Annotated in this window: 1 protein-coding gene; it reads left to right on the top strand. The window is 60.9% G+C overall.

Annotated elements, in window-relative coordinates; translation table 11 throughout:
* Positions 1–132: 132 nt before the first annotated feature.
* A partial coding sequence (locus B8W67_RS21475; RefSeq protein ID WP_234806842.1) for a hypothetical protein occupies positions 133–202 on the top strand: 70 nt, incomplete at its 3' end.

Raw genomic sequence — 202 nt, 5'->3', positions numbered from 1 at the left:
CTACGCTGACACCCGGACCGGCCAAGCCCTGGCCGGAATCCAATAGTCCGAGCCTCCACCGAACCCAGTGCGGTTCACATTCCCGCCTTCGTCGCGCTGGGCAAACGCTTTGAGGTCTACTTCGCCCCCATCTTGGCGGCCATCGAACTTCGCATCTCCAACGCCCTCATCGAAGGCATCAACAGCAAGATCCGCCTCATCA

The organism is Mycolicibacillus koreensis, assembly GCF_002104795.1.
Lineage (GTDB): Bacteria > Actinomycetota > Actinomycetes > Mycobacteriales > Mycobacteriaceae > Mycobacterium > Mycobacterium koreense.
Note: the sequence above shows the minus strand (reverse complement) of the source record. Positions and strands in the feature narration are given on the sequence as shown.